Origin of the sequence: Oculatella sp. FACHB-28 (genome assembly GCF_014696015.1) — a bacterium.
Classification (GTDB): Bacteria; Cyanobacteriota; Cyanobacteriia; order Elainellales; family Elainellaceae; genus JAAUTN01.
This window is the reverse complement of sequence record NZ_JACJPJ010000060.1, coordinates 78,893-93,704: the sequence shown is the minus strand read 5'-3', so window position 1 is coordinate 93,704 and position 14,812 is coordinate 78,893. Positions and strand designations below refer to the sequence as shown.

Here is a 14,812-nt window from a genome sequence, read left to right as displayed (position 1 = left end):
GTTTTGCAGTCAACACCCGGTTAATCTGGATAATTCAGCTGAAAGTTTAACAATTTACCTCTTTAGGCTGGCTATCGCTGAATTACGACAACTAAACCTTGAGTGCTACCTTATATCTTCCGCAAGAGTACTCTATTTTCCTAATACAGACGTAAAGAACACTCGTAGAAACCAGGAGATTTTGTAAACGTTATATAAGTATCCCTGCCGCTTTAAAGCTTCAGGGAAGAATAAACTATCAAATCCACATGAGCTTGTACAGATGTATTCACCCTAGATTTAGCAATCAGGGCAATAAGTTTTGTGAAATCGCGGAACTTTAGCGAGTGGGCTAATTCGCTTCGCTTTGCAGAAACTCGATCACAACCTGATCGCCAACCTGTAGTCCTAGCTCTGCGGCACGTCCGCCTCGCAACTCAATCACCTGATTGACAGAACCTTCTGGGCCGTAGGTGGGGCAAGTCGGGGTGGTGCAGGGAGGGACGTTGGAGGCGATCGCCTGCACTTCCCCATTTAGCAAAAAAACCATGTCTAGCGGAATTAGCACATTCCGCATCCAGAAATTAACTGGGCGGGGAGGCTCAAATTCAAACAGCATTCCCCGGTCATCTGCCAGTTCGCTTCTAAACATCAGCCCGGTCGCCTGTTGCTGAGGGGTACGAGCCACTTCGAGCTGAATCTGCTGATCGCCAACAGTAGCTTGAGCTGAGATAGGCAAAGATTGTCCTGAGTTAGACTGCGAGGTTTCAACGGGGGTGGGTGACTGAGCTGATTCTGAGGGACTGCTAGCCTCTGGTGGAGTGGAGGGATAAGTGCAGCTCATAAGCAGCACACTTAACCCAATGGTGAATGTGCTAACTAAACACAAACGATTCATAAAAAATTTGGCGATCGCCATCTAAACTTCTCTTAAAACGTAACCAACCCCGCGTACGGTCTGAATCAGGCGCTTTTCGCCTTCGTCTTCGATTTTTAAGCGCAGATAGCGAATGTAGACCTCAATTACGTTGGACTCGCCCATAAAGTCGTAGCCCCAAACGTTCTCTAAAATCTGTTCTCGGGTCAGCACCTCACGCGGATGCTCCATTAAATATTTTAGTAGCTCAAATTCTTTCATCGTCAGGTCGATCGCCCGTCCATACCGCAGCGCCCGACGAGTTGCCAGATCCAGCACCAGTTCGCCAAATCGCAGTTGCTCAGCACTCACGGTATCTGGCTGCAAGTAGAGTTGCACCAGCTTCAAAAATTCCTCAGTCCGGTAGGGCTTAAGAAAATAGTCATCTGCCCCAGCTTCCAAGCAAGCGACGCGATCATCTACGGTGTCGCGGGCCATCAGCAACACTACAGGCATTCGCACTCCAGCCGCTCTCAAGTTGTTGCAGAGCCACAGCCCAGACTCGCCCGCTAGCATCCGGTCGATCACAATCAGCGACGGTTGAAACTCGTTCGCTTGATGCAAGCCACTTACTGCGTCGTAGGCGATCGCTGTTTCATAACCAGACTCTCTCAGATCCGCGCTGACGTGCTGAGCCAGAGATTCATCTGTCTCAACGAGCAGCACGCGAGGGCTGTGGTCAGGAGTTGCTGTGTTCATAAGATGCGATAAGCATTAATACCCTGTTTTAGCACGTTCAGGACAGAATGACTTCACCGCTTTGGGTAGTGCTTAAGGTAACTCAACAGAAGTGGGCTTAGCGATGTGTGGCAGCCCCCAGCCTAACTTTTCGCGCAGGACGTGGAAAAATTCGGTCGGCTGAAGGCGAATGAAACGAGCGGAATGAGGCGATCGCTGCACTTGCACCCGATCTTCAGGCGAAACGTAGCAGCCTGCATTCCCATCCACTACCATTACCAGGCGATCGGGATTGGCTGGGTAAATAGTCACAGGCTCGTTGTCCGCAAACACCAGCGCACGCGAGGCTAAAGAGTGCGGGCAAATTGGCACAAGCTGTAGGGCTGGAACACCCGGTGCGACAACTGGGCCGCCCGCCGACAGTGAATAAGCGGTAGAGCCTGTTGGCGTCGAAATCATCACCCCATCTGCGGCAATGTCAATTGGGGCGTGTTTGCCAATCTCAATCTCAAAATGGCACATGCTGGTCAGGGGTTCCCGGTGGATCACCATTTCGTTCAGACAAAGCGCTTCCCAGGTCAGTCCATCCCGGCCCTGGAACACCTGCACAGCAAGCATGGCTCGCTCTTCGACTTCGTAGTTTCCCTCGATCAAAGCCTCGATCGCCTGAGGCAATTGGCTGATGTAAACCTCAGTCAAAAAGCCCATGTGCCCCGTATTTACGGTTAGTAGGGGAATACGACTGGGAGCAACCTGACGAAAGGCCGACAAAACCGTGCCATCGCCTCCCAAAACGATCGCGAAAGCCATTTCCTGGTCAAACCCAGGCGGAACAAGCTGATCAATCGGGGTGTGGCAGATGGGACGATCAGGGCTAGAGTAGCCCAAGATGCCGCCAGCACCCGTTGTCAGGTAAACATCCCAGCCGCACGTTACCAGCTTGGCTCTTAACTCCTCGGCAACGCGACAGGCAACGGGCTTGATATCGTTGTAAATAATGCCAGCTTTGGGCACACTCAGCGTCCAGATTCAGGGTTCAAAATTGCAAAAGCTGCAACTGATGCAGAAGAGGGCGATCGCCAGGATTGCCCTTTTCATAGCTTAGTGTGTTGAGCAATTCTTGAACAGCAGCGAATGCAGATTGACCTGTGTTGAGCAGGATTTCTGCCGATTTTTTTGTTAGAGCTGACAACTTTTGCCTTATAAGCACCCTATTTGCCTTTCCCAACTCCTTCACGTTCTCGATGGGACAAGCCGCAGCAATGCAGTGATCAACAGTAATGCAGTGATAAAGTGGAAGACTAACGTTCCTTCGATCTACCTACTCAAGTCAGAGAGGAAAACTGTCAGCATGGGCAAAACGATTCGAGGTTTGATTTTTGTTGTAGATGACAACATCGATACCGACCAAATCATTCCAGCGGAATATCTGACCCTAGTCCCCTCAAAGCCCGATGAGTATGAAAAGCTGGGCAGCTATGCGCTGATTGGCTTGCCCGATCGCTACGGCAAATTTATTGCCGAGGGCGAGATGAAAACTATATACCCGATCATCATCGCTGGGGAAAACTTTGGCTGTGGCTCTTCTCGTGAACATGCACCGATCGCCTTAGGAGCAGCAGGGGTAGAGGCAGTCGTGGCTCAGTCCTACGCCCGCATCTTTTTCCGCAACTGTACGGCGACGGGTGAACTGTATCCCTGGGAAGTGGGCGATCGCCTCTGCGACCAATTTGAAACAGGGCAAGAAGTCACAATCGACTTTGAGCAGAATCGGCTGATCAACCACACGCTCAACCAGGAATATAGTCTTCAACCGTTAGGAGATGTCGGTCCTGTCATTGATGCAGGTGGAATTTTTGCCTATGCCCGTCAGACTGGAATGATTGCAACTAAAGCCTAGAAATAGCAAAGTTCAAATGCCTTCTGAAGCGGCAAAACGCTTGCCTCATCAAGGATTGAGAGATTACGCCTTGCATGAATAACCTTGTAGCTTTTCGAACATATAGGATTTTCATAAGCAAGGAATAAGTGCAACTAATCGTCATAAAAGTTATACAACGGTTGTCGAGTTCTTTATATTCTGTTACAAAGGATGAGAACTCTCGTGAACGCGCATTCGCATGTTTGGTGGTTTTACTGGTTTGACTAATCGTCCTGGCACAGACATGGGTGAGCGCATGCTCAATACTGTCGCCAGTCAGTCTATCCGCCACTTGTTCACCCAAAGTGAGTCGGTTGAAGTTGATATTCGCTGCTATCCCTCTAGCAAGCTGCTGCAAGGCAGTATTGACAGCTTTAAGATGAGCGGTCGAGGATTGACAATCCGCAGACAGTTTCAGGTCGAGGAAATGTCCTTTGAGACTGATGCTGTTTCAATTGACGTTGGCTCGATCATGGGGGGGAAGATCCGTCTGAAGCAGCCGACGCAAGCCGTTGCACAGGTCACTCTTTCGGAAGAAGCAATAAATCGGGCATTTGAGGCTGATCTGGTAGAAAAGCGTCTCAAAAACGTTGAATCAGAAACTTTAACTAACCTTTCGGGCGGGGAAGCTATTTCTTTTAGAGCAGTAAAGGTGCAACTGTTGCCTGACAACCGGGTACAAATTGCAGCGAAGACCGACCTGCCAAACAGGAGCGACGTGCCCATCAGCATGACCGCGACGCTGACAGTTGAAAAACGCCGCCGAATTTCTTTTGCCAACCCTCAGTTTGAGCCAGAAGAAGTACCTGAGGACGTGCGCGGGCTGTCTGAGGTTCTGACTATGGCATTCGCCGAGATTTTGGATAGTATGGTCGATCTAGATCGATTTGACTTGGATGGCGTAATGCTTCGAGTTAATCGTCTAGAAACTCATGGAAAAAAGTTGGTCTTTAGCGGTTACGCTCAGATTGACCACTTTCCAGGAACTTGATCAGACTGAAAAAAGGCATGTCAATTAGCAACTTATTTGTCCTAGGTGGGGTCGTCATGTGGCCCCTACTAGGACTATCAATTTTAGCAACAGCGCTAATTCTAGAGCGTGTTGTCTTCTGGTTCCAGGTGGCTCGCCGCCAAGATCGGGTAATTCGCGAAATTTTAGCGCTTTATCGTCGTAGTGCTCGTACAGCCTTCCAGAAGTTAGAACAAAATGCCGATTTACCCATGGCCCGAATCTTTATAGCGGCTATGGAGCTAGAGCAAGCGACTCCAGAGGAGTTTAGGCTGGCATTGGAAAGTGCTGCACAGGCAGAACTGCCGCTGCTAAAGCGCTTTAACACAATCTTTGAAACGGTAATTAGTGTGTCCCCCCTGCTGGGGTTGCTGGGCACCATTTTAGGTTTAATCAACTCATTCGCGTCTTTGCGCGTAGGAGACCTGAGCAGCGCCCAAACAACCGGAGTCACAGCAGGGATCAGCGAAGCGCTAATTTCAACCGCTTCAGGCTTGGTTGTGGCAATATTTACGCTGCTGTTTGCCAATATGTTTCGCGGACTATATCTAAGGCAAATGGCTTTAATTCAGGAGTATGGTGGTCAGTTAGAGCTACTTTACCGTCGCCGTTACGAGCGAGGAGGTTTGCCTTATGCGCCTACCCAGTGAGCCAGACATACCGCCGCAGATTAACATCGTACCGATGATCGATGTGATCTTTGCGATCTTGACTTTTTTCATTATGTCTACGCTATTTCTGACCCGCTCTGAAGGGCTACCTGTGAATGTACCTGGAGCCGCTACTAGTGAAGCTCAGCCGCAGAATCAGATTGTAGTAACCATTAACCAGGAGGGGGAGCTTTTTCTCGATCGCCAACCTGTTGTGCTGGATGACCTAGCAACGCAAACACAGACGTTAGTAGCATCGGGACAACCCCCTCTCGTGGTGATCAACGCCGATGCAGCGGTCGATCATGGGCAGGTCGTAGCGGTAATGGATCGGCTACGGGCGATTGAGGGAGTGAGGCTGGCGATCGCGACTCAGCGTCCCTGATAGCAGGGGGAATAGGTTAAAAAACTCGTTGCTCTTATATCGGTTCATACATTGCCAGCAGTTCCGAAAGCCTGATGGGAGGTTGTCCAATTCCTTTAAGGTATACCTGCCGATCAGAGGTTTCTGCACCGGTTAGACGAATTTGCAAATAATCTGACGGTCGCTGTTCTAGACGTTCTGCCCATTCGATCGCGACGATGCCCAATGGGTTTTCTAGCTCATCCCAATAGGATTCCAGATAAAGCGCCGCAACTTCTGAGGGTTCCAACCGATAGAGGTCGAGGTGGTAGAGCGGAATTCGCCCTTCTAAATATTCATTCACCAAGGTAAAGGTGGGACTGGCGATCGCCTCTACAATTCCCAGTCCCTCACCGATCCCCTGAACTAGAGTTGTTTTGCCGCTGCCCAAATTTCCTTCTAGCAGAAGCACGGTGCCTGCTGGTAGCGATCGCCCCAGGAAATTTCCCAACTTACGGGTCGCGTTGGCATTAGGTAGAGAAAGTGCGATCGATGTCATCACATCCCAATAGTCACAATTCCAGCCACAACTCACTAGCAGTTATAAAAAGCAAGGGGATGCAGTAGCCTGCACCCCCATCCAAGTGATCTAAGAAACTGTACGGCTAAGGACTTAATTTCAAGACAGATCTTGAAACTAGGTTCAACCTCAGGTGTCGTATACACGACATTCGTCTGCATCAGGGTTAGCGTCGCAGTACTGCTCCAGGGAGTTTTTCTGAGAACCCTTTTGGCGCTGGTGAGACGCCTCAGCCTGTAGCTCTTCGACTGCATCCCAGGCAGCAGCACATTCTTGAGAATTACCACCACTTATTTCACAAGCAGCACGAGCCTGTTCACGCTCTTTTTCGATCTGGCTTTGAATATCGCTCATAGACTTTCCGGTTTCAATCAGTTTTATCGTTGAACTTCGAGTTTTCCTAACACAGATTAGCTTAACAAACTGTTTTGTTAAACTTTCCAGAGAAACATGACTTAGAACATAACTTCTACCTTCAGTAATGCACGAGGTCAGCAGAACGAAACCAAATTAAGCCCTATTTTTTAAGGTTTGGCTCGTTGCTCCCTTGCACAAGCTATCTCTAGTCAGAATTTCCTGTGTCGCATCTGTTAAGACTGGCATAGCCATCTAATGCAGATGCTTATAGGAAAACATACTCACTCGTCTACCTTCAGTTTAGCAAGATAGTTGAGATTGCCATAGCGCATCCTAGAACGAGGGATATGTGTACTTCTTTCGGAAGGGGCTTCCAAGGCTCTCAATCCTACAAATGATTTAGGATTGCTGTGTAGCATTGATGTATGTTGGGTAACAGTAGCGCTACCAAAAGGGTAGAACTCATGACTGACCAGATGAAATGGGCTAGTGCTTTGTCAACCCGCCCGTCCTTGGAGGCAGCAGTCGGAGAAGTAGTAGAGCAGGCGCAGCGATCGCTGCAAGCGCCAGCAGATTTAGGGTTAGTGTTCATTTCCTCGGCGTTTGCCAGTGAATACTCCCGCCTGCTGCCTTTGCTGCAAGAACGGCTCTCTCTGCCGGTTCTAATTGGCTGTAGTGGCGGCGGCGTGATTGGCATGAATCAGTCAGGTGAAGCTCAAGAAGTTGAGCAGGAAGCTGGCTTGAGTCTCAGTCTGGCTCATCTGCCTGGCGTAAAGGTACAGCCATTTCATATTCCCTCCGATGAACTGCCTGATCTGGACAGCCCTCCGTCTGCCTGGGTCGATCTGACTGGCATTTCGCCTGAGGATGAACCTCAGTTTGTCTTGCTATCGGACCCTTTCTCTTCAGGGATCAACGACCTGCTGCAAGGGTTGGACTATGCCTATCCGGGTTCTGCGAAGGTAGGTGGCTTAGCCAGCGTTAGCTCAATTACCAACAGCAGCACGCTGTTTTTCAATGACCAAGTACTTTACGAGGGAACGGTCGGTGTAGCCTTGAGTGGCGACATTGTGATGGAAACGATTGTGGCTCAGGGCTGCCGTCCAATTGGGCAGACTTACCGGGTCGCTGAGGGTGAGCGAAATATTGTCCTGAGCATTGAGGAACAGGTTGATGCGGATGCTTTAGCTTGCGGCATGGCTAAGACTCCGCTAGAGGTGCTTCAGTCACTGTTTCAAGATCTAAGTGATGAAGACCGAGCATTGGCGCAGCATTCGTTATTTGTGGGAATTGCCCGCAACGAATTTAAGCAGCGTCTGGAACAGGGAGATTTTTTGATTCGCAATTTGCTGGGCGTTGACCCGAAGGTGGGAGCGATCGCAATTGGCGATCGCGTCCGCCCAGGGCAGCGCATTCAGTTTCACCTGCGCGATGCCCAAGCCTCTGCCGAAGACCTGGAGATGATGCTAGAACGCTATCAGCAAAACACTCAGGCAAACTCTGAAGCATCAGGTGCGCTGCTCTTCTCGTGCGTTGGACGAGGACAAGGACTCTACGGACAGCCCAACTTTGACTCTCACTTGTTTGGTCGCTATATCCGTAATATTCCGGTCAGCGGCTTCTTTTGCGGTGGCGAAATTGGTCCGGTCGGGGACGCGACTTTCCTACACGGGTACACTTCTGTCTTTGGCATTTGCCGCCAGCCCTAGTCCTTCCCTCCCAACACCAACGTCGTGCAGTTATCGATTAAAGCTGGACTGCCCAAGGGATCTCTGGCGCTAAACCGCTCAAAATATTGACGAGCCACACTTGGGAACTGAGGGAAGTCAAATAGCGCATCTCCATCGGCAATGTCAGCCCAGAAGTAGCGCAAACCTGGAACTAAGGCTTCTGCTTCGGCAAGGGAAAGGCTGAGCGGTGGCTGAGTGAGGAGTTTGAGCATGAAAGAACGAGAGCGATCGCCCATCCACTCCCGTGACGAGCTTTGCAAATCTTCCCATCCGGATACAGCAGCAACGCGATCGGACTCAATCTGAAGTTGCTGTTTGCCCTGTTCATCCTGTCGGAAATGCAGCACTCGGTAAGGGTGGGGATAACTGACTAAAGAGCCTGTGGTGATGTCGTAGATTCCTTCAGAGCAAGCAATATCCTGCACATGGAGGTGCCCTGTAAAAATCAACTGCACGCCAGCAGACCGGAGTAATTTCAGTAGCCTGGGCGCATTCTTCAGCATGTAGCGGCGACCCAGCGCATCGCTAGACTGTCCTGGTAAATGTTCTACGACGTTGTGGTGAATCATCACGATGACTAATTCACCTTTGGTTCCTATCAAAGTTTGCTGAAGCCAGTCAAACTGTTCATCGTCCAGGTAGCCCGTACCAATTTGCTTTCCTTCAGAGTCAAAAAAGTTAGAGTTTAGCCCAATCAACCGAACTCCTGGCAGAATTTCATAGCTGTAGTAAACCCGCGTTGGGTCATCGTAGCCAAATTTTGGGTAATACAAAGGAAAGTCAGCCAGCCCAATTGATCGCTCCGTGGCGAACCGTTCTGGCACATCATGATTTCCTGGAATCACATAGACTGGGTAGGGCAGTTTCGCCAACCGCTCAGCCAGCCAGCTATGATTTTCTGGTTCTCCATGTTGGGTCAGATCTCCCGGCAATAGCAAAAAGTCTAGCTTTAGCTGCTCCAACCGCTCCAGCACTACCTCCAGGGCAGGAATGCTCACTTCAACTAGATGAAAGCGAGTGGGATGATCCCAAATCGTGTGGGGAAGGGCGATGTGAAGGTCGCTGGCGATCGCAAACCGAAAATCTAAACTCATAAGCTGCCTCAATCTGGTTGAAGGATGAGGGATGAAGGATGAAGACAGCCCCATCCCGCAAAACTGCTAGGAGAAAGTTTTAAGCTGGTTTTCTCAACTAAACGCTCCTGCCCTGCTGAATATAGCGTTTATATACAGCAATCCTAATGGGTTGTGAGAGGCGCACCCCTCCGGGGTGCGCCTCTCACAACCCGCTCGTCTTACAACTGATTTAGGACAGCTATAGTCAGGTATAAATTAGGCATAAACGTGCTTTCTTAGGATAAGGATCTTTGCCGCAGGGCTATGATCTATAACGATCAGAATTCGTCTGATCCTCAAATAAGGCTAAACCTAAACCTATTGGAATCAGCCAGACTTTTACAGCATAGGAGTATTTGCCTTGCCCCTCGTTCGTGTGCGCCAACATGTTAACCCGCTAAGCGATAAGTATCAGCAACCCGTTACCCCGCCTAACTGGGAAAAGATTTATGCTGACCCGACCCAGCCTTTGCATCTAGATATTGGCTGTGGCAAGGGTTATTTTGTGCAAGACATGGCGCAGCAGCAGCCCGACTGGAATTTTTTGGGGCTAGAAATTCGACAACCGCTGGTCGAATATGCCAATTCGCGGCGAGAGGAATTAGGTCTTACGAACCTGCACTATTTGTTCTGCAACGTGAATACTTCCTTGCATCTGCTGCTCAATTCGCTGCCGTCGAACACGTTGGAGGGGGTCACGATTCAGTTTCCCGATCCCTGGTTTAAGAAGCGGCACCAGAAGCGTCGCATGGTGCAGCCGGAGGTAGTAGAAGAATTGGCAAAAAATTTGGTCAGCGGCGGCTTAGTGCTGCTCCAGTCAGACATTGAGGCAGTTGCAATCGAAATGCGCGATCGCTTCTCAGAACATCCTGCCTTTACTTCACAGCATGACGAGTGGCTTCCTACTAACCCGCTACCCGTCATGACTGAGCGTGAGCAGTCTACCCTATCGCGAGGAGAGCCAGTCTACCGTATCCTGTTTCAACGCCAATAGTCTTCAATCCCTTAAATCCAAGAATCAAGCCAGCGACGTAACTCCAGTCCTTCCATTGAAAGCGGTAACCCTAGATAAAGCGGCAACCAGAATACAAACGCCAGCGCAATCAGAAAAATTGCTGTAATGCCTGCGGCTCTAAAACCTGCTTGAGGATGCCAGAGCCAGCGATCGCTGAGATAGGCGATCGCCAGCAGCCCAAACACCGACGCTCCCATGTAGTGGTAGATAAACACACAGCGAGTCACCTTCGCCCAAGGGAGCCAATTCGCACTGTAGTTGAGCAGCAAATAAAGGGCAATGAGGTAAGGCGCAGGGGAGGGGTGAGAGCGAAGGAAGGATGGGAGGGGTGGAGGAGTAGAAGGATTGCTGGGGTGAAGCTTTAAATTAGGAGCAGTGAGCCATTTCCAGGCTTGATAAACTAGTACGCCGATCAGAAAAACTAGTGCGGCTGTCGAAAGCCACCAGAGAATCGGATTTCCAAGGGCGTGGACATCGTAAATCACGGTTCCCGTCCCGTCCGGGAGGGGCGGACCTACAACCAGAACGGGTTCACTGGCAGTTTGAGCAGCTTTGTAAAAATAGGCGACCGGACGTAGCATGAGCGGCCAGGTATACCAGGGCGAACAGTACGGATGGGCATCCATGCCGCCAACCCGCCCGTGATATTCCAGAATGGTAGTTTGCCACTGCCAGAAATTGGTGCTGGGATCAAGCCGGATAAAGGGAATCCAACTGACGTAATAAATCAGGAAGGGAATCAGCGTTAGGTTCGGCAAAATGTGCCAAAGTTTTAGCTGTGTTAAATGTTCTAGAGCCGTTTGGTAGGTAGCTTTAGGCGAAAAGGCTTTTGGAAACAACTGGTTGATCCACTGAAGCACCCAGGCTGCACTCAAGGTCAGGTAAGCACCAAGCAAAAAGCCTAACCCATTCCACTTAACGGCAACCGAGGCTCCAAAAAATGCGCCTGCGATCGCCAACCTCAGCCAGCGTCGGTAAGACTGGACCTTCAGCGCCATGAGCAAAAATAGCTGCCCCAGTAGCCCAAAAATTACCAGGTAAACGTTGATCAGGGCATAGCGAGACTCGACTAGAAACAAACCGTCTAGCGCCGCAAACAAACCCGCGATCAGGGCAAAACTGCGGCGATCGTTGAGTTGATAGGCGATCGCTGCTACCACCAGCGGGATTAGCGACCCTACCAGCGCATTGAACCAACGGTAGCTCACAGGCGATAGCACTAGCCCTGTTAGCCCATTTCTCAGATTGCCATCTCCGATTGGCGTATGAGTCGCAATCCAGATGCCCAGCGCAATCAAGTAGGTACTCAGGGGTGGATGTCCTTCAAATAGCGGAATTCCCCTCAAGTAACCGCTGGCAAACTTAGCAAAATAAACCTCATCAAACACTAGCGTGTTGAACCGACCCAAGCCCCAAAAGCGCAGCAAGACTGAAAGTAAAAATACCCCAGCCAAACTAAACCAAAACCAGGGGAAACGGTCGATGGGTTTACGGTGCAGAATCATACGCCATTCGAACCTGCAACAGGCACACAAATTGCTATAGCTTAAACGCCCAAGCCAGAAAAATGTAGCCGCAAAAGGATTTTGGGTTTCTCCGGTTACTTTCTCTCGTTACAGGGCTCTGCCTCCTATACCGTCCACGAGGCTAAAGAAGAGTACCCTGCAACGAGAAAAGCTTTAAACCGTCTACCCTATGGGACCTAAACCGACTGCACCTGCATACAGCGCTTGTTCTCCCAATTCATCCTCGATTCGCAACAAGCGGTTGTATTTGGCAACTCGTTCGCTACGACAGAGGGAACCCGTTTTGATCTGTCCGGCACGAGTCGCAACTGCAAGATCGGCGATCGTGGTGTCTTCCGTTTCGCCAGAACGGTGGCTGATCACAGAAGTGAAGGCATTGCGTGTTGCCAAATCAATAGTGTCCAGCGTTTCGGTTAAAGAGCCAATCTGATTCAGCTTGATCAGAATGGAGTTAGCTGAAATTTGCTCAATTCCCTTCTTTAAGCGTTCAGGATTCGTGACAAACAGGTCATCCCCAACCAGTTGAACGGTATTTCCCAATCTCTCAGTCAGAAGTTGCCAATGTTCCCAATCGTCTTCGTGTAGCCCGTCTTCGATGGAGATAATGGGATATTGGCTGACCAGGTTTTCCAGGTAATCAATCATTTCAGTCGGAGAATGGACAGAACCGTCGTAAGTATACTGTCCATCTTTGTAAAGCTCAGTCGCAGCAACATCCAGCGCCAAAGCGACTTCTTCTCCTGGCTTGTAACCTGCCTGTTCGATCGCCGCAATTAGCAAATCAAGTGCAGCCTGGTTAGACTCCAGGTTAGGCGCAAAGCCGCCTTCGTCTCCCACACCCGTCAATAGTTTTTTGCCCTTCAGGACTTTGCTCAAGCAGGCAAACACTTCTGCCCCCCAGCGCAGTGCCTCCCGAAACGATGAGGCTCCCACTGGCACAATCATGAATTCCTGGATATCCACGTTGTTGTCAGCGTGGGCACCGCCATTGATCACGTTCATTAAAGGTACGGGCAGCAGGTTAGATAGTGGTCCGCCCAGATATCGATATAGCGGAAGTTCTAGCGCATTCGCGGCTGCTTTTGCCGTTGCCAAAGAAACTGCCAGGATCGCGTTTGCGCCTAAGTTGGACTTATTAGCAGAGCCATCCAGAGCAATCATGGTGCGATCGATTAGGGACTGATTAAGGGCATCTAATCCCAATAGCTCAGAGGAGATCTTTTCTTCGACGTTTTCTACTGCTTTGAGTACGCCTTTGCCGTCGTAGCGATCGCCATCTCCATCCCGCAGTTCATGCGCCTCAAAGCTGCCCGTAGAAGCACCACTCGGCACTTGAGCCAGTCCCATCGCGCCACTCGCTAAATAGACTTCAGCCTCAACCGTTGGACGACCTCTCGAATCCAGAATTTCCCTTGCCCGAATTTCTTCAATCGTCGTATCCGAGATGTCAATCATCCCTTTCTCCCCTACTTGGAATTACTCACAGGCTTAATCCTATAGCAGTTCCTTGTTCCCTGAAGCGCAGTTCGGGGATTTTTCTGATGGGTTGCTGGTCATTGGTTGTGAACTGCTGACGAAGGGCAAATGGCGAATGACGGATTGCAAAAGTCTGCTTCAAAATAAAGGGGACACTGAGAAACAAATGGGAGAACACAATGCGATTACTCCACACGATGTTGCGGGTTGGTAATTTGGAAGAGTCCCTCAAGTTCTACTGTGATGTCCTGGGGATGAAGCTACTGCGGCAGAAGGAATATCCAGGCGGCAAATTTACGCTGGCCTTTGTAGGCTACGGAGAAGAATCAGATCATACGGTTTTGGAACTAACCTATAACTGGGACACTGACCGCTACGATTTAGGGGATGCTTACGGGCATATTGCGATCGGCGTGGATGATATCTATGCTACCTGTGACCATATCAAGCAGTTGGGCGGTAAGGTGGTACGCGAACCCGGACCGATGAAGCACGGCTCTACTGTAATCGCCTTTGTGGAAGACCCGAATGGCTACAAGGTTGAGCTAATTCAACTGGGAACGCAAGGAACACCTGCCCCTCAGCAGGAATCAACGCCTCAAGTGGCTTCTCGTTGATTTTAGGAGGTGGGGCGATCGCCCCTAAAACCAGCCGCGAAAAAGACTGATATTCAACTTTGGCAATCCATCTGCCAGAAACAAAATCAATTAAGTTAAAGCCTCCAGCAAGTTCAAATTGCTGGAGGCTTTAATTTTCGCTGTGGCTAACCATGCCTCAGACGCAGACATGACGATTTTGTGGGTTTATTGAATTGACCGTCTAATTCATCTGTCGAGGATAACGAGGACGGCAGGGTGTCCCCAGGCAAACCTGCTGAGCCGGAATGTTGCTAAAGACACTGCTGCGGGCACCAATCACAGCATTTGCACCAATTTTCACCCCAGGAGCAACAAAGCAATCAGACGCAACCCAGGCTCCGTTTCCAATGGCAATTGGCGCAGTTTTTAGCTTGAAGGACGGGTCGCTGATGTCATGACTGCCCGTGCAAAGGTACGTTTTTTGGGAAATGACGCAGTGTTGACCAATCTCAATCTGGTCTAGGCTGTACAGCACCACATCGTCTCCGATCCAGCTATAGTCGCCGATGCTGACCTTCCAGGGATAGGTAAAGCGAGCGGTAGGGCGAATCAAAACGCCTTTGCCAATTTGAGCGCCAAATCGTCGCAGTAGCCAAACCCGGATACCGCTAAAAGGGTGAGGGCTAAGCGGGAAGGCGATCGCCTGCACCAGCCACCACAGCAAAATAAACCAACCCGGTCGCCCCCGGTCAAACCACGATTGGTCATACAAGCGCAGGTCTGCTAGAGGCGCAGCATCGAGAACTGGATTTTCGGCGTTGGGGGTTGATGCGGACGTTGCAGGAAGGCGATCGCCCGCATCAGCGTTGAGTTGTGGAGCAGTCATAGCCTGGGAAGAATCCTGGGAAGAGTTTAAGAATCGCCAGGGTTGAAGGAAAT

17 protein-coding genes are annotated in these 14,812 nt (G+C 50.2%); 7 read left to right on the top strand and 10 right to left on the bottom strand.

Features of this window, described 5'->3' with window-relative positions:
- Positions 1-331: 331 nt before the first annotated feature.
- The 4 genes from H6F88_RS12580 to H6F88_RS12565 all read right to left on the bottom strand — a co-directional run bounded on the left by H6F88_RS12580 (position 332) and on the right by H6F88_RS12565 (position 2,765).
- Complete coding sequence (locus H6F88_RS12580) at positions 332-898, bottom strand: DUF192 domain-containing protein (protein WP_242050517.1); 567 nt, start codon at positions 896-898, stop codon at positions 332-334.
- Complete coding sequence (gene nblR, locus H6F88_RS12575; protein ID WP_190643086.1) at positions 899-1,594, bottom strand: response regulator transcription factor NblR; 696 nt, start codon at positions 1,592-1,594, stop codon at positions 899-901. It lies immediately after the preceding gene.
- A gap of 72 nt (positions 1,595-1,666) precedes the next feature.
- Positions 1,667-2,587 (bottom strand): NAD(+) kinase, encoded by a 921-nt coding sequence (locus tag H6F88_RS12570; RefSeq protein ID WP_190643085.1) that lies wholly within the window; start codon positions 2,585-2,587, stop codon positions 1,667-1,669.
- Between the two features lie 22 nt (positions 2,588-2,609).
- Positions 2,610-2,765 (bottom strand): hypothetical protein, encoded by a 156-nt coding sequence (locus H6F88_RS12565; RefSeq protein ID WP_190643084.1) that lies wholly within the window; start codon positions 2,763-2,765, stop codon positions 2,610-2,612.
- A gap of 159 nt (positions 2,766-2,924) precedes the next feature.
- Here H6F88_RS12565 and H6F88_RS12560 point away from each other — a divergent pair, with 159 nt between their 5' ends.
- The 4 genes from H6F88_RS12560 (at position 2,925) to H6F88_RS12545 (ending at position 5,538) form a co-directional block, all read left to right on the top strand.
- Positions 2,925-3,473, top strand: coding sequence for a 3-isopropylmalate dehydratase (locus tag H6F88_RS12560; protein WP_190643083.1), 549 nt, complete (start codon positions 2,925-2,927; stop codon positions 3,471-3,473).
- A 220-nt stretch (positions 3,474-3,693) separates the two neighbouring features.
- Complete coding sequence (locus H6F88_RS12555; protein ID WP_190643082.1) at positions 3,694-4,485, top strand: DUF2993 domain-containing protein; 792 nt, start codon at positions 3,694-3,696, stop codon at positions 4,483-4,485.
- 17 nt (positions 4,486-4,502) lie between these two features.
- On the top strand, positions 4,503-5,153 hold the full coding sequence (locus H6F88_RS12550; protein WP_190643081.1) for a MotA/TolQ/ExbB proton channel family protein: 651 nt from the start codon (positions 4,503-4,505) through the stop codon (positions 5,151-5,153).
- Positions 5,137-5,538 (top strand): biopolymer transporter ExbD, encoded by a 402-nt coding sequence (locus H6F88_RS12545; protein WP_190643080.1) that lies wholly within the window; start codon positions 5,137-5,139, stop codon positions 5,536-5,538. The genes H6F88_RS12550 and H6F88_RS12545 overlap by 17 nt, the downstream gene beginning before the upstream one ends.
- A gap of 34 nt (positions 5,539-5,572) precedes the next feature.
- On the opposite strand, the gene tsaE is transcribed toward H6F88_RS12545, so the two are convergent.
- Together tsaE and H6F88_RS12535 are read right to left on the bottom strand one after the other, a co-directional pair.
- Complete coding sequence (gene tsaE, locus H6F88_RS12540; protein WP_190643079.1) at positions 5,573-6,055, bottom strand: tRNA (adenosine(37)-N6)-threonylcarbamoyltransferase complex ATPase subunit type 1 TsaE; 483 nt, start codon at positions 6,053-6,055, stop codon at positions 5,573-5,575.
- A gap of 150 nt (positions 6,056-6,205) precedes the next feature.
- Positions 6,206-6,430, bottom strand: coding sequence for a Calvin cycle protein CP12 (locus H6F88_RS12535; protein WP_190643078.1), 225 nt, complete (start codon positions 6,428-6,430; stop codon positions 6,206-6,208).
- A 467-nt stretch (positions 6,431-6,897) separates the two neighbouring features.
- On the opposite strand from H6F88_RS12535, the gene H6F88_RS12530 reads away from it, so the two are divergent.
- Positions 6,898-8,142, top strand: coding sequence for an FIST N-terminal domain-containing protein (locus H6F88_RS12530; RefSeq protein WP_190643077.1), 1,245 nt, complete (start codon positions 6,898-6,900; stop codon positions 8,140-8,142).
- Here H6F88_RS12530 and H6F88_RS12525 read toward each other — a convergent pair.
- The gene (locus H6F88_RS12525) at positions 8,139-9,257 is read right to left on the bottom strand and encodes a metallophosphoesterase (RefSeq protein WP_190643076.1); all 1,119 of its coding nucleotides are present in this window, start codon (positions 9,255-9,257) and stop codon (positions 8,139-8,141) included. The two genes, H6F88_RS12530 and H6F88_RS12525, sit on opposite strands and share 4 nt — an antisense overlap.
- A gap of 382 nt (positions 9,258-9,639) precedes the next feature.
- Here H6F88_RS12525 and trmB point away from each other — a divergent pair, with 382 nt between their 5' ends.
- A complete protein-coding gene (trmB, locus tag H6F88_RS12520) occupies positions 9,640-10,272 on the top strand; it encodes a tRNA (guanosine(46)-N7)-methyltransferase TrmB (protein ID WP_190643075.1) in 633 nt (210 codons plus the stop codon).
- An 11-nt stretch (positions 10,273-10,283) separates the two neighbouring features.
- Here the strand turns inward: trmB and H6F88_RS12515 are convergent, their stop codons facing one another.
- The gene (locus H6F88_RS12515; RefSeq protein WP_190643074.1) at positions 10,284-11,798 is read right to left on the bottom strand and encodes a phospholipid carrier-dependent glycosyltransferase; all 1,515 of its coding nucleotides are present in this window, start codon (positions 11,796-11,798) and stop codon (positions 10,284-10,286) included.
- A 183-nt stretch (positions 11,799-11,981) separates the two neighbouring features.
- Positions 11,982-13,274 carry a phosphopyruvate hydratase gene (eno, locus tag H6F88_RS12510; protein ID WP_190643073.1) on the bottom strand — a complete coding sequence of 431 codons (1,293 nt, stop codon included), beginning with the start codon at positions 13,272-13,274 and terminating at the stop codon, positions 11,982-11,984.
- A gap of 200 nt (positions 13,275-13,474) precedes the next feature.
- Here eno and gloA point away from each other — a divergent pair, with 200 nt between their 5' ends.
- Entirely contained in the window at positions 13,475-13,912 is a 438-nt protein-coding gene (gloA, locus tag H6F88_RS12505) for a lactoylglutathione lyase (RefSeq protein WP_190643072.1), read from the top strand.
- A gap of 202 nt (positions 13,913-14,114) precedes the next feature.
- Here gloA and hpsU read toward each other — a convergent pair whose 3' ends face one another.
- Complete coding sequence (gene hpsU / locus H6F88_RS12500; protein WP_190643151.1) at positions 14,115-14,759, bottom strand: hormogonium polysaccharide biosynthesis acetyltransferase HpsU; 645 nt, start codon at positions 14,757-14,759, stop codon at positions 14,115-14,117.
- Positions 14,760-14,812 lie beyond the last annotated feature (53 nt).

Coding starts and splice junctions, on each gene's coding strand:
- H6F88_RS12580 (WP_242050517.1), bottom strand. CDS start 898: ATGGCGATCGCCAAATTTTTTATGAATCGTTTGTGTTTAGTTAGCACA.
- nblR (WP_190643086.1), bottom strand. CDS start 1,594: ATGAACACAGCAACTCCTGACCACAGCCCTCGCGTGCTGCTCGTTGAG.
- H6F88_RS12560 (WP_190643083.1), top strand. CDS start 2,925: ATGGGCAAAACGATTCGAGGTTTGATTTTTGTTGTAGATGACAACATC.
- H6F88_RS12555 (WP_190643082.1), top strand. CDS start 3,694: ATGTTTGGTGGTTTTACTGGTTTGACTAATCGTCCTGGCACAGACATG.
- H6F88_RS12550 (WP_190643081.1), top strand. CDS start 4,503: ATGTCAATTAGCAACTTATTTGTCCTAGGTGGGGTCGTCATGTGGCCC.
- H6F88_RS12545 (WP_190643080.1), top strand. CDS start 5,137: ATGCGCCTACCCAGTGAGCCAGACATACCGCCGCAGATTAACATCGTA.
- tsaE (WP_190643079.1), bottom strand. CDS start 6,055: ATGACATCGATCGCACTTTCTCTACCTAATGCCAACGCGACCCGTAAG.
- H6F88_RS12535 (WP_190643078.1), bottom strand. CDS start 6,430: ATGAGCGATATTCAAAGCCAGATCGAAAAAGAGCGTGAACAGGCTCGT.
- H6F88_RS12530 (WP_190643077.1), top strand. CDS start 6,898: ATGACTGACCAGATGAAATGGGCTAGTGCTTTGTCAACCCGCCCGTCC.
- H6F88_RS12525 (WP_190643076.1), bottom strand. CDS start 9,257: ATGAGTTTAGATTTTCGGTTTGCGATCGCCAGCGACCTTCACATCGCC.
- H6F88_RS12515 (WP_190643074.1), bottom strand. CDS start 11,798: ATGATTCTGCACCGTAAACCCATCGACCGTTTCCCCTGGTTTTGGTTT.
- eno (WP_190643073.1), bottom strand. CDS start 13,274: ATGATTGACATCTCGGATACGACGATTGAAGAAATTCGGGCAAGGGAA.
- gloA (WP_190643072.1), top strand. CDS start 13,475: ATGCGATTACTCCACACGATGTTGCGGGTTGGTAATTTGGAAGAGTCC.
- hpsU (WP_190643151.1), bottom strand. CDS start 14,759: ATGACTGCTCCACAACTCAACGCTGATGCGGGCGATCGCCTTCCTGCA.